Below are 11,639 nucleotides of genomic sequence, written 5' to 3' on the forward strand. Positions count from 1 at the left end.
ACCCGACCCCCGCCCGACCGACCGGGCCGCCGAACCCGACCTTCGCCCCGCCGACCGGGCCGCCGAAACCGACTCCCGTCCTACGGATCGGGCTGCGGGGTCGACGGCCGGAGGGTGATCGGGGCTCAGGCGGCGGGGCGCCCGGCGTGGATCGCCCGTACCGTGTCGACGGTGTCCGCCTCGGCTGCCGACTTGTCGGTCCGGTAGCGCAGCACCCGGGCGAACCGCAGGGCCATCCCACCGGGATACCGGGAGCTGGTCTGCACCCCGTCGAAGGCCACCTCGACCACCTGCTCGGGATGGACCCGTACCACCCAGTCGCCGTGCTCGACGGCGAGGGCGAGGAACCGCTCGGTCTGCCACCGCAGCATCTCGTCGGTGAGCCCCTTGAAGGTCTTGCCGAGCATGACGAAGTCACCGCCGTGCGGGTCCCGGGCACCCAGGTGCAGGTTGGACAGCCACCCCTTGCGTCGACCGCTGCCCCACTCCACGGCCAGCACCACCAGGTCGAGGGTGTGCCGGGGCTTGACCTTGATCCAGGAGGCTCCCCGCCGACCGGCCTCGTACGGGGCGTCGGGTGCCTTGACCACGACCCCCTCCTGCCCGGCGTCGATCGCTGCGGCGAAGGCCAGACCCGCCTGTTCGGGATCCTCGACTGTGAGTCGGCCGACCAGCAGGGCCGGGTCGACGGCGGCGGTGAGGGCCGACCAGCGTTCCCGCGCCGGACGGTCGATGAGGTCCTCCCCGTCGAGGTGCAACAGGTCGAAGAAGTACGGCGTCAACACCGTCGTCCCGCTGCTGGCGGCGGCGGACCGCACCGCCGGTGCGACCTGTGCCGCACCGGCGGCGTGCGATCCGGTGCCCGGCTCGTCCGCCGGTGACGATCCGGCTTCCGTCAGGTCCACCCGGTCGGCCGGGGCCAGGTCCGGATCACCGGCGAGGTCCATGTCACCGGCGAGGTCCGCGTCACCGGCCAGGCCCGGGTCGCCGCTCTGGGCCGGGTCGGCCTGGGCCGGGTCGGCCTGGGCCGGGTCGCCGGTCCGGGGCGCGTCGCCGTCGACGGCCGGGGAGGGGACGGCGGTGGCGCGTCGGGCGGCCCGGCTGGAGGTCTGCTGGAACGGCAGTGGCCGACCCGTCTCGTCGAGGCCGATCGCCTCACCGTCTAGGACGATCTCCCGGGCGGGGAGCGCCCGGACGGCGGCGACCACCTCGGGCACCCGGGCGGTGATGTCGTCGAGGCTGCGGGTGAAGACCGCGATCTCGGACCCGGACCGGTGCACCTGGACCCGGATCCCGTCGAGCTTGACGTCGACCACCGCCGGGGTCCCCGTCGAGGCGAGCGCGGCGTCCACCGACGGGGCGCTCTGGGCCAGCATCGGGGCCAGCGGACGGCCCACCCGCAGACTGAACCCGGCCAGTGCCCCGGCTCCGCCGGTCAACGCGGCCACCGCCACGGTTCGCAGGTCACCGGCGAGCAGCAGCGCCCGTCGGACGTCGGCCACCGGGACCCCCGCAGCGCGGGCCACCGCCTCGGCGAGCAGCCCCGACTGGGCACCCTGGCGCAGCTCACCGCTGAAGAGCCCGACAAGCATCCGCTGCTCGTCGGCGGTGGCGGCGGCGAAGAGCCGACCGAGGAGGGCCCGACGTCGGGCCTGCGAGCCGCTGCCGTGCACGTCGGCGATCTCGTCGACCAGGGCGTCGACCTCGATCACGGTGAGGGTCGGTTCGGCGGCCGGGGGCGGCAGGTCCCGCAGACTCGCCCAGCCCACCCCGGTCTGTCGCTGCCGCAGCTCCCCGGCGAGGTAACCGGCACCGGCCGGCACCTCCGCCGGGGCCAGGTCCCGCAACGTCGCCGCCAGCAACTCCACCTTGGCCCGTCGGCCGCTGGTGGCCGTCACGGCGGCGGAGGTGGCTGCCAGGTCGATGAACCGCACGGGTTCATCCTGCCAGTCGACGCCGCCGATGCCGGCCGTTGTCGGGGTTTACCCGCAACGGATCGGTGCAGCCCCGGCGTAAGGCCGGTGCAGACCCGCACGGGATCGAGCAATGCCCGCGTCGAGCCGGTGCGGACCCGCGTCGGATCGGTGCAGAGTGGCCCGGGCCGGTGTTTGCCGCCACCGACCCGGGCCCACTCTCGTCTCCGGTCCCCGGTTCTCCGATCCCCGGCGGGGCGCAGGCCCGGTCAGGCGGAGACGGGCTCCTCGATGCGCAGACCCCGGGCGCGGACCTCGTCGGCGACCCGGGACAGCGACGCGTCCAGCGCGACAAGGGCGGTGGAGAGCTCCCCGAGCTGTTCCCTGAGCGTGGCCTCCGGCCACGCGGAGACGGAGACGTCCCCCAGAGCACTGACGGCGGCTTCCAGCCGCACCATCACCTCGTTCGTACTCATGTTCGAAACCCTAGTCCATCCGGGACCGCGACACGCCGTAAAGCCGCACGTCGGGGTGGTCGTTACGATTCCGACACCGAACCCGTCCCGGCGGCCAGCCGGGACAGCAGCAGCGCCTCCGCGAGGCAGACCCTGGCGAACTCCCCCAGGTGCAGGCTCTCGTTCGGGCCGTGCGCCCGGGAGTGCGGGTCCTCCACCCCGGTCACCAGGATCGCCGCCTGCGGGAACATCTCCCGGAAGGTGGCGATGAACGGGATCGAACCACCGATACCGATGTCGACGGCGTCGGTGCCGTCCCAGGCGGTACGGAACGCCGACCGGGCCGCGTCGAAGGCCGGACCGGAGGCGTCGATCGCACACGGGTCCCCGGCCTGTTCGGCCACCACGTCGAGGCGGGCACCCCAGGGCAGGTGCCGCTCCAGGTGCTCCCGCAACGCCCGGTACGCCCGCTTCGGATCGTCCCCCGGAGCGAGCCGTACGCTGATCTTGGCCCGGGCCGCGGGCACCAGGGCGTTGGGTGCCTCGGCGGTGGGTGGGGCGTCGATGCCGATCACCGACACGGCCGGTCGGGTCCAGATCCGGTCGGTGATCCGCCCTGTGCCGATCAGCTGCACGCCGTCGACCAGCCCGGCCTCGGCCCGGAACCGCTCCTGCGGGTAGTCCACGGCAGCGCCGACCCCGACGGAGAGCCCCTCGACGGCGACGTCACCGGCGTCGTCGTGCAGGGTGGCCAGCAACCGGACCAGGGTGGTCAACGCGTCCGGCACGGCCCCGCCGAACATGCCGCTGTGCACCGCCTGGTCGAGGGTACGGATCTCCACGAAGCAGTTGACGATCCCGCGCAGCGAGGTGGTCAACGCCGGCACCCCGACGTCCCAGTTGACCGAGTCGGCGATGACGATCACGTCGGCGGCGAGCAGGTCCCGGTGCTCGGCGAGGAGCCGCTCCAACGACTCGGAGCCGTACTCCTCCTCCCCCTCGACGAAGAGGACAACCCCGACCGGAAGGGCTTCGCCGAAGGCGCGCAACGCCGCGACGTGCGCCATGATCCCGGCCTTGTCGTCGGCGGCACCCCGCCCGTAGAGCCGGCCGTCGCGCTCGACCGGCTCGAACGGGTCCGACTCCCACCGGGCGCGGTCCCCGACCGGCTGGACGTCGTGGTGCGCGTACAGCATCACCGTCGGGGCACCGGGCGGGGCCGGACGGGTCCCGATCACCGCCGGTTGGCCGCCGGAGCGCACGATCCGCACCCGGAGGTCGCAACCGCGCAACAACTCGGCCACCGCGTCGGCGGAACGTTCCACGTGGGAGTGGTCGAAGCCGTCGAAGGCGACACCCGGGATGCGGACGAGGCGTTCGAGGTCGGCCCGGACGCCGGGCAGCTCCCGCTCGACGGCGGCGCGTACCTCGGCGTCGGACATGGTGGCAGTGGTCATGGCCGAGATCGTAGGCCGACCTCACCCGGTCGGCCGCTGCGATCCCTCCCCGCCGGAGCCGTTGCGGCCGTCCCCCGGCCACCCGCCGGACCGCTGCGCGTCGGTGGCCGCACTCGCCGCGTCCCGCCAGGATCGCGCCCGGTCGGCAGCGCCCCCCACCCACGACCCCAGGTCGTCGGCGCCCTCACCGACCCGTCGCAGCAGACCGACAAGCGGGTCCGTCGAGCGGGCGAACTCCTCCCGGTACGCCTGCGCCGCCGCCTTGATCTCCTCCGAGACCCGGGCCGTGGAGTCGTCGGCCCGGCGCGGGTACTCCCCGGCCAACACCCGCCCGTACGCCCCGGAGTCGACCCACTGCCGCAGCTGCGCCGCCCGGGCCACCGGCACCGGATGGGTGCTCCCCGCCGTCATCCGCAGCTTGTGCAGACTGTCGCGCAGGTCGCCACCGCCCTCGTACTCGGCGGCCTGCTCAAGGAACGCCGTCGTGTCGATCTGGGACAGGTCACCGCCCCCGGCGAGCTTCATCAGCAGCCGCAGAGCGGCGGCCGGGTCCTGTCCGGCGAGCAGACCGGCCCGGTCGGCGGAGAGCTCCGCCCGACGCCACCACTCAAGCATCGCCGCCATGATCGCCCGAAGCGCCACCGCCCCCACCGGCAGCCAGTTCAGGTTGGCCGCCCACCGGGTGAGGATCGCCAGGATCGTCTTGTAGACGGCGTGCCCGCTGCCCACGTGTCCCAGCTCGTGACCGAGCAGGCAGCGCAGCTCGTCGGGGTCGAGTTGCTGAACGCAGGCCGAGCTGACCACGATGAACGGCCGTTCCAGCCCGATCGCCTCCGCGTTCAGCCACGGCGACTGGGTCACGAACAGCTCGGGCAGCTCCGGTACGTCCAGCGCGGCGGCCGCCTCGGCGTACCGCTGGTGGACGGCGGGGAACTGCCGGTGGTCCACCCGGATCCCGGTGGCCAGGTACGACAGGCGGAACCCGCGTTCGTTCCACACCCCGAAGAACGACTTGACCACGTCGTCGAAGCCACGCAGCTCCCGCAGCGCGACCAGGGCACCCCGGTCGGCCGGGTGCTCCCAGGCTCGTGAGCTGATTCCGGTCAGTGCGATCCGGCGTCGCGCCGGCGCGTCTCCGGGTGCCATTGTGGACTCCCCCGCTCGATCGGTGGCTGTGGCTCACCCCGGCGGGCCGGCGCGGCCGTCCTTGTACCGCATCGTGCCCTACCTGGGCCACAGCGTCCATTCGGCGGACCCGTCCGGGCCTGCTGCTCGGGCCGGTCACGGGCGACGGCGCAGTCACCCCGTCGGCCGCTGCGCAGGCCGCCCGACGTCTGAGCGGCCAGGGGCCGTCGACGGCTGCACCCCGCCGGTCACCGGCGACGGACGTAGTACCGCCGGAGGTCGTGGGGGAACCCCGGTGCCCCGTCGACCAGCAGGTCGGCCCGCTGCTCGGTACCGTCCCCGGCGAAGTGCGCCGCCTCCCCCGCATGCCAGGCCCGCAGCTCGGGCAGGATCCCCGGGCCGTCCCGAGCCACCGCCCGGGTCGACCGGAGCCCGGCCGGCGCGGTGACGAAGACGGCGAGGGTGACCTCCGGCGCGACGACCCGCCGCGCCGCGCTGACCCCCTCGACCAGCAGCACCGGTGCCACCGGCACCGGCACCGGCCGAGGCAGGAACTCCCGGCGCACCCAGCTGTACCGGCGGTACTCCCCCGGTCGGCCCGCCCGCAGGGGCGCCAGCACCGTCGCCTCCAGTCGAGGCCAGAAGGTCACCTGGTCGGCCCAGCCGTCGAGCAGGTCGTCGGTGTGCACCACCGGCGGCCGGTCGCCGCCGAGGCGAGGGGCCAGGGCCTCCGCGAGCCCCGCCGCGAACACGCTCTTTCCCGCGCCGCTGGGCCCGTCCACCGCCACCAGTCGGGTACGCCCCAACAGTGCCGGCCCGGCCAGCACCCGCTGCGCCAGATCGGCGTACGCCTCGACCACTGCCACAGTCACCTCTGCAACGGTAGGGCCCCGTCGAACCCCGGATTGGCACCCGGTCTTCCAAGATCTGTCGGTGTCACCGACGTCCCCGTCCCCGTTCGCGTGATCGCGTCCCCGTTCGCGTGATCGCGTCCCCGTTCGCGTGATCGCGTCCCCGTTCGCGTGATCGCGGAAGCTGAGCGGGCTGTTCCCGACCTGCGACAGGGCCGGGAGCGGCATCATCGAGTGGTGCCGCATGACGTGATGAGTCCGGGCGTGGACGCCCTGCTGGAACAGGCCCGTGCCGGGATGCGCCGGCTCACTCCGCACCAGGCCGTCGAGGCGGTCCGGGCCGGTGCGCTCCTGATCGACACCCGGACCGACGGGCAGCGGCGTGCACAGGGGAACCTCCCCGGCGCGATCGTCGTCGACCGGACGGTCCTGGAGTGGCGGCTCGACCCGGCCAGCGCCTGGCGCATCCCCGAGGCCACCGGGTACGACCGCATGATCGTCACGGTCTGCCGTCAGGGTTACAGCTCCAGCCTGGCCGCCGCCGGGCTGCGCGCCCTCGGCCTGCACCGGGCCACCGACATGATCGGTGGGGTACAGGGTTGGCTCGCCGCCGGGCTGCCCCTCTCCGACAACCCCGCCGACATCCGCTACTGACCCGCCCCCGACCCTGGCCACTTCCGAAGGACCCTCCCTCCGCCACCTCCGAAAGGCCCGCACTCCGCCATTTCGAAGGCCCCGTCCCGACAGATCTCGCACGGTGCCAGCCCCACCACCTCGCAGGGCCCCATCCCGACACATCTCGCGCAAAGGCCCCGACCCCACTGCCGCGTAGGCCCCGTCCCGACAGGTCTTGGTGGAACTTGGCCCCTAAACGGGCAATTTCCACAAAGATCCTCGTCGCGGGAGGGCGAGGCTTCGACAGGGCATCCGTCAGCGGAGCACGCGTTGGCCGGGGTGCACGTGGGCGGGGCAGGCCGTCAGGAGGCGGGACCCCGTGCGACACGTAGGCGGAGGTCAGGGGGGCGGGGCACCGGGGGCGACGAAGGGGCGGTCGGTCGGGGGGCCGGACTCGATGAGCTGCCAGAGTGCGGCGGTGTCGAGGTGTTCCTCCACCAGGTCGCCGAGCAGGTCCAGTGAACGTTCCCGGGCTGCGGCGAAGGAGGTGTCCGGGGCGGGGCGGAAGCCGCTGCGGCCCGCCTGCCGGGCGACGTCGACGAGGAACCGGCGGCGGAACTCGTCCGACTCGAAGGCCCCGTGCCAGTGGGTGCCCGACACGGGGCCGCGTACCGCTCCCTCGCCGGTGCCGTCGGCGTACCTGAGCAGGGGTGGTAGCGCCGGGTCGGCGGCGGTGACCCGCCCGTGGTGGATCTCGTAGCCGTGGACGGGGACACCAGGGTCGGCGGCGGCGGTGCCGACCGAGCGGCGGACGGTCTTCACCGGGTCGAAGGTGACCTCGACGGCGAGTAGTCCCAACCCAGGTACGCTGCCCTGCCGGCTCTCCACCGGATCGTGGAGGGCGTCGCCGAGCATCTGGAAGCCGCCGCAGATGCCGAGCAGGGGCCGACCCGCCGCCACGTGGGCGTCGACAGCGTCGGCGAGGCCGGTCTCCCGGAGCCAGGCCAGGTCGGCGACTGTCGACTTGGAGCCGGGCAGGACGACCAGGTCGGCGGCGGCCAGTTCGGCCGGTTCCACTGTGAGCCGGACGCGTACCCCGGGCTCGGTGGCGAGCGCCTCGACGTCGGTGGCGTTGCTGATCCGGGGCAGCCGGACCACTGCGACGTCCAGCCACTCGGTGCCACGGGGGGCGGCGGGCCGTCCGAGCACCCGGCCGTAGGCGAGGGAGTCCTCGGCGTCCAACCAGAGGTCCAGGTGCCAGGGAAGCACACCGTACGTGGGGCGGCCGGTGACCCGGTGCAGCATGTCCAGCCCGGGCTGGAGCAGCCCGAGGTCCCCCCGGAACTTGTTGATCACGAATCCGGCGACGAGCGCCTGGTCGGCCGGTTCGAGCAACGCGACGGTGCCGAACATGGCGGCGAAGACACCGCCCCGGTCGATGTCGCCCACCACGACTGTGGGCAGACCGGCGTGCCGGGCCAGCCCCATGTTCACGTAGTCCCCGGCCCGTAGGTTGATCTCCGCAGGGCTCCCGGCCCCCTCGCAGATCACCACGTCGTACGCGGTCCGCAGCTCGTCCAGGGCCGCCCAGGCGGTCTCGGCGAGCCGGGGCCGGAGGCTGCCGAAGTTGTCGGCGGTGACGGTGTCGACGGGCTCGCCCAACAGCACCACCTGACTGGCCAGGTCACTGCCGGGTTTGAGCAGCACCGGGTTGAACCGCAGGTCCGGGGCGACCCCGCAGGCGGCGGCCTGCATCGCCTGCGCCCGCCCGATCTCGCCACCGGACCCGTCGGCTCCGACCACGACCGCCGAGTTGTTCGACATGTTCTGTGCCTTGAACGGGGCCACCTTCACCCCGCGCCGGTGCAGCCACCGGCAGATCCCGGCAGTCACCACGCTCTTGCCCGCGTCGGAGGTGGTGCCGGCGACGAGCAGCCCGCCGCTCACCCGCGTCGACCCGGCCCACGCCGCAGGCTGTCGGACCAGGTGGTCCGGCGGGGGGCGGACCGGTTCCAGGCGTACCGGCCGAGAACGGTGACCGCCCGGCCGACGGTGACCGGGTAGAGGGCTGCCGCCCCGAGAGCGGCGAGGCCGACCGCACCGGAGATCCGGGCGGCCCGCTTCAGGTGCCGCGCCTCGGGTCGGGGCCCGTCACCGAGGAACGGGCGGGCCTCGGTCCGGCCGGAGTACACGTTCCGGCCCCCCAGCCGGACGCCGAGCGCCCCGGCCATCGCCGCCTCGCACTGACCGGCGTTGGGGCTGGGATGGTCGTTGCGGTCCCGCCGCCACACCCGCCAGGCCCGACCCCGGTCGCCGTGGGCCACCGGGGCGACCACCACGGTCAGCAGCCCGGTCAGCCGAGCAGGCGCCAGGTTGAGCAGGTCGTCGAGGCGGGCCGCCGGGGTGCCGAACCGGGCGTAGCGCGGCGACCGGTGCCCGACCATCGCGTCGAGGGTGTTCGCCGCCCGATAGCCGAGCAGACCTGGCAGTCCGGCGACCGCTCCCCAGAACAGCGGGGCGACGACGGCGTCGGAGGTGTTCTCGGCGACCGACTCGACGGTGGCCCTCGCCAGTTCGGCCTCGTCGAGCAGGGCGGGATCCCGACCGCAGAGGTGCCCCAACCGGTTGCGGGCGGCGGGCAGGTCACCCCGACGCAGGGCCTTGCCCATCACCACCGACTCCCGACGCAGGGTGCGGCCGCCGAGCACTGTCCAGGTCCCGGCGGTGACCAGCACCGCCCGAGCCACCGGCCGATTCCGGGTGAGCACGGTGGCCGCCGTCCCGAGCAGGACCGGGCCCGCCACCGCCAGACCGGTGAACACCGCACCGGCCGTCGCATCCGGTCGGTAGGTGCGCCGTTCGAGGGCGTCGGCGGCCAGGCCGAACCCGGCCACCGGGTGCCACCGTCGCGGATCACCGACCAGGGCGTCCAGGGCGTACCCGGCCGCCAGGCCCACCGTCGTCGCCACCGCCAACTGCTGCCGCACCCCGCACCCCCTCCGGCCCGCAGCCTAACCGGGTGACACCAACACCCGGCAGGCTCGTCATCCGTCACCACACCCCGGAGGCGACGACGGTCACCGCCCGGTCACCGCCCGGTCAGCGCACGCCGCCGCCGGATCGTCAGCGCGCGCCGCCGCCCGGTCAGGCTCGTGCCGTCGCCCGGGCCCGCCTGCGTCGGCTGCCCTCGGCGGCGGGCGTCTCCTGCTGCTCACCGGCCGACTGCTCGACGCCCGACAGCCGGAGGTCCGACAGCCCGAGGTGCGACGGCTCCGAAGGCGTCGGGTCCGCGCCCGACAGCCCGGCGACGGGTTCCGCGTCGGTGATCGTGGCGATGATCGAATCCGCGTCGGCCTGCTCGGTCCCGGCGAGGTGGTCGCTGTCGTCGAGGTCCTCGTCGTCATCGTCGGAGCCGACCGGGGAGAGGTCCTCCTCCGCCGGGTCGAGGGCGGCGCGGGACCGCCCGAAGTCGGGGTGCGGCGGCAGGTCCAGCGGCGACGGGCCTCGGCCGACCCCGGCCAGGCTGGGCAGCTCGAACTCCTCGTCGTACGGACGGTCGTCGAGGGTCGTCGGGGCCTGCTCGTCCGGCACCGGTCGGGTCGGTTCGCCGTGCACCCGGTTCTCCGTCTCGGCATCCGCCACCGAGCTGGTCGTCATCGTCGGCCGGTTACGGACGAACCGGCTCCGACCCCGGGCCAGGTCGTGGCCGACCGCCACGGCCTCCAACTCGTAGAGCGTGCGGTGGTTGCCTGCCTCGTCGGTCCAGTCCCGGGTGTAGAGCCGCCCGGCCACCACCACCGGGTCGCCGACCATCACCGAGGCGGCCACCCCCTCGGCCAGCTTGCGCCAGCAGTTGACCCGGACACGCAGGCTGTTGCCGTCGACCCAGCGTCCGCTGTCCTTGTCGAGTCGGCGGGCGGTCGAGGCGACCTTGAAGTTGGCGACCAGGGTCCCGCTCTGGGCCGTACGCCGCCACTGCGGTGCCGTCAGGACGTTACCGATGATCGTTACATGAGTGTCGTTCATCATCTCTCCACGGGAAGGGCGGTCAGGGCGAGTCGACTCAGGGCCGAGACTGGCCGCTGTGCCCGGGTGCCACCACCACGCCGACCTCGACCTGTGGACGACGGGCCGCCCTGTGGAAAACCCCCTGATCATGGATCGTTCTGCTAGCCGCCACGGATCCGCTGGTCGGAACGGGATCCGTCGGCCCGTGAACCTCGGCCGCCTCCTCGACGACTGTTCGAACATGACGGATCGAGTCGAGGGGAGACGATGTGCGGCAGGACACCAGTGACGCGCTGCTCGTCGTACGGGCACAGCTCGGTGACCGAGGGTCGCTGGGCGAGTTGGTCGACCGGTGGCACGAGCCCCTCTGGCGGTACGTGCACCGACTACTCGGGCGTCCGAGGGCGACCGACGACGTCAGCCAGGAGGCCTGGGCTGCGGTGTTGAAGGCGCTGCCCCGGCTCCGGGAGCCGGAACGGTTCGCGCCCTGGCTGTTCACCATCGCCCGGCGTACGGTGCTCGACCACCTCCGCGACCGGTACGGCCGGGCCGAGGTCGAGGCCGACGAGACCACGTTCGACGCCGTACCGGACGAGGTGTCAACGGTCCTCGACCGGCGGGAGGTGGACGAGGGGCTGGCGGGGCTGCCGCCCCGGGAACGGGACGTCCTCGTCCTGTTCTACCTGCTCGACTTTCCGCTCGCCGACTGTGCCCAGGTGTTGCAGGTTCCCCCGGGCACTGCCAAGTCCCGGCTGCACCGCGCCCGCCGGATGCTGCGCGAGAACCTCGTCGAGAAGGGGTACCAGTCATGACCGATCGTCCCGGATACACCCCGCAGGACGTCCTGCGGGACGTGAGCCTGACCCGACGGATCGGCCACGTCGTCGCCGGTCTCGGCGGCCTCGCCATGACCGTCCTGGTGGGCGCGCTGTGGGCCACCGAACCGGGTCCGCTGCCGGTGCGTACCCGACTGGCCTTCGCCGCGGTGATGCTCCTCGGCCTGGCCTGGGCCGGCGTCGCCGGGTGGGCGCTGGCCCGGCGACCGCTCTTCGCCGCCGACCGGGTCATCGCCGCCGCTCTCGCGCTGACCGCGAGCGTGTCTGTCGGCGGAGCCACGGTGGCGGTGGCCGCCACCCAGGCCGGAACAGGGGCGGTGGTGACCGCCGTCGGGGTGGGGACGGTCCTCGTGGCCGCCGCCGCCGTGGCGCTGGTCCG

11 protein-coding genes are annotated in these 11,639 nt (G+C 73.7%); 3 read left to right on the top strand and 8 right to left on the bottom strand.

Annotated features, from left to right (window positions below):
- Positions 1–125: 125 nt before the first annotated feature.
- The 5 genes from ABT336_RS24705 to ABT336_RS24725 form a co-directional block, all read right to left on the bottom strand.
- On the bottom strand, positions 126–1,934 hold the full coding sequence (locus tag ABT336_RS24705) for an ATP-dependent DNA ligase (protein ID WP_350899547.1): 1,809 nt from the start codon (positions 1,932–1,934) through the stop codon (positions 126–128).
- Between the two features lie 248 nt (positions 1,935–2,182).
- Positions 2,183–2,389 carry a hypothetical protein gene (locus ABT336_RS24710; protein ID WP_350899549.1) on the bottom strand — a complete coding sequence of 69 codons (207 nt, stop codon included), beginning with the start codon at positions 2,387–2,389 and terminating at the stop codon, positions 2,183–2,185.
- A 62-nt stretch (positions 2,390–2,451) separates the two neighbouring features.
- Entirely contained in the window at positions 2,452–3,810 is a 1,359-nt protein-coding gene (locus ABT336_RS24715) for a dipeptidase (RefSeq protein WP_350899563.1), read from the bottom strand.
- A 36-nt stretch (positions 3,811–3,846) separates the two neighbouring features.
- Positions 3,847–4,971, bottom strand: a complete 1,125-nt coding sequence (locus ABT336_RS24720; RefSeq protein WP_350899551.1) for a M48 family metallopeptidase — start codon at positions 4,969–4,971, stop codon at positions 3,847–3,849.
- A 227-nt stretch (positions 4,972–5,198) separates the two neighbouring features.
- Complete coding sequence (locus ABT336_RS24725) at positions 5,199–5,822, bottom strand: uridine kinase family protein (protein WP_502891258.1); 624 nt, start codon at positions 5,820–5,822, stop codon at positions 5,199–5,201.
- Positions 5,823–6,053: 231 nt separating this feature from the next.
- On the opposite strand from ABT336_RS24725, the gene ABT336_RS24730 reads away from it, so the two are divergent.
- Positions 6,054–6,455, top strand: a complete 402-nt coding sequence (locus ABT336_RS24730) for a rhodanese-like domain-containing protein (RefSeq protein ID WP_350899555.1) — start codon at positions 6,054–6,056, stop codon at positions 6,453–6,455.
- A 360-nt stretch (positions 6,456–6,815) separates the two neighbouring features.
- On the opposite strand, the gene ABT336_RS24735 is transcribed toward ABT336_RS24730, so the two are convergent.
- The 3 genes from ABT336_RS24735 to ssb form a co-directional block, all read right to left on the bottom strand.
- Positions 6,816–8,363 carry a cobyric acid synthase gene (locus ABT336_RS24735; protein WP_350899557.1) on the bottom strand — a complete coding sequence of 516 codons (1,548 nt, stop codon included), beginning with the start codon at positions 8,361–8,363 and terminating at the stop codon, positions 6,816–6,818.
- Positions 8,360–9,403, bottom strand: coding sequence for a cobalamin biosynthesis protein (locus tag ABT336_RS24740; RefSeq protein WP_502891259.1), 1,044 nt, complete (start codon positions 9,401–9,403; stop codon positions 8,360–8,362). Before ABT336_RS24740 ends, ABT336_RS24735 begins: the two co-directional genes overlap by 4 nt.
- 157 nt (positions 9,404–9,560) lie before the next feature.
- Positions 9,561–10,442, bottom strand: a complete 882-nt coding sequence (ssb, locus tag ABT336_RS24745; protein WP_350899567.1) for a single-stranded DNA-binding protein — start codon at positions 10,440–10,442, stop codon at positions 9,561–9,563.
- 251 nt (positions 10,443–10,693) lie between these two features.
- On the opposite strand from ssb, the gene ABT336_RS24750 reads away from it, so the two are divergent.
- Entirely contained in the window at positions 10,694–11,236 is a 543-nt protein-coding gene (locus tag ABT336_RS24750) for an RNA polymerase sigma factor (protein ID WP_350899559.1), read from the top strand.
- Positions 11,233–11,639: hypothetical protein (locus ABT336_RS24755; RefSeq protein WP_350899561.1), on the top strand; the 407-nt coding region annotated here is incomplete at its 3' end. The genes ABT336_RS24750 and ABT336_RS24755, both read left to right, overlap by 4 nt.

This window comes from Micromonospora sp. NPDC000207 (assembly GCF_040300925.1).
Classification (GTDB): Bacteria; Actinomycetota; Actinomycetes; order Mycobacteriales; family Micromonosporaceae; genus Micromonospora.

What these genes read in the sequence shown, in the direction of transcription:
- ABT336_RS24710 (WP_350899549.1), bottom strand. Translation starts at nt 2,389, where the DNA reads ATGAGTACGAACGAGGTGATGGTGCGGCTGGAAGCCGCCGTCAGTGCT.
- ABT336_RS24715 (WP_350899563.1), bottom strand. Translation starts at nt 3,810, where the DNA reads ATGTCCGACGCCGAGGTACGCGCCGCCGTCGAGCGGGAGCTGCCCGGC.
- ABT336_RS24720 (WP_350899551.1), bottom strand. Translation starts at nt 4,971, where the DNA reads ATGGCACCCGGAGACGCGCCGGCGCGACGCCGGATCGCACTGACCGGA.
- ABT336_RS24730 (WP_350899555.1), top strand. Translation starts at nt 6,054, where the DNA reads ATGAGTCCGGGCGTGGACGCCCTGCTGGAACAGGCCCGTGCCGGGATG.
- ssb (WP_350899567.1), bottom strand. Translation starts at nt 10,442, where the DNA reads ATGAACGACACTCATGTAACGATCATCGGTAACGTCCTGACGGCACCG.